1 protein-coding gene is annotated in these 354 nt (G+C 46.3%); it reads left to right on the forward strand.

Annotated elements, in window-relative coordinates; translation table 11 throughout:
• Positions 1 to 354: IS3 family transposase (locus tag PPOP_RS16000; protein WP_148277980.1), on the forward strand; the 354-nt coding region annotated here is incomplete at both ends.

Genomic DNA, 354 nt, shown 5'->3' on the forward strand with positions numbered 1-354 from the left:
GAGAGGTACTGCACCACTCGGATCGCGGCAGCCAGTATGCTTCCCACGATTACCAGGCGCGGTTGCACACCTACAAGATGAAAGGGAGTATGAGCCGCAAAGGGAACTGCTACGACAATGCGTGCATCGAATCGTTCCACAGTGTGCTAAAGAAAGAACTTGTATATTTGGAGAAGTTCGAAACACGCAAGCATGCCAAGAAACGCATTTTTGAATACATCACCTGCTTCTACAATGGAAAACGAATCCATTCCGCTATTGGGTACCTTACGCCCAATGAGTGTGAACATTTGTACCGATATGCTGCATCGTTTTCTCGATTCTTTGTGTCTACTCTATTGACAGAGGTACAAT

The sequence above is a fragment of the Paenibacillus popilliae ATCC 14706 genome (genome assembly GCF_000315235.1).
Lineage (GTDB): Bacteria > Bacillota > Bacilli > Paenibacillales > Paenibacillaceae > Paenibacillus_B > Paenibacillus_B popilliae.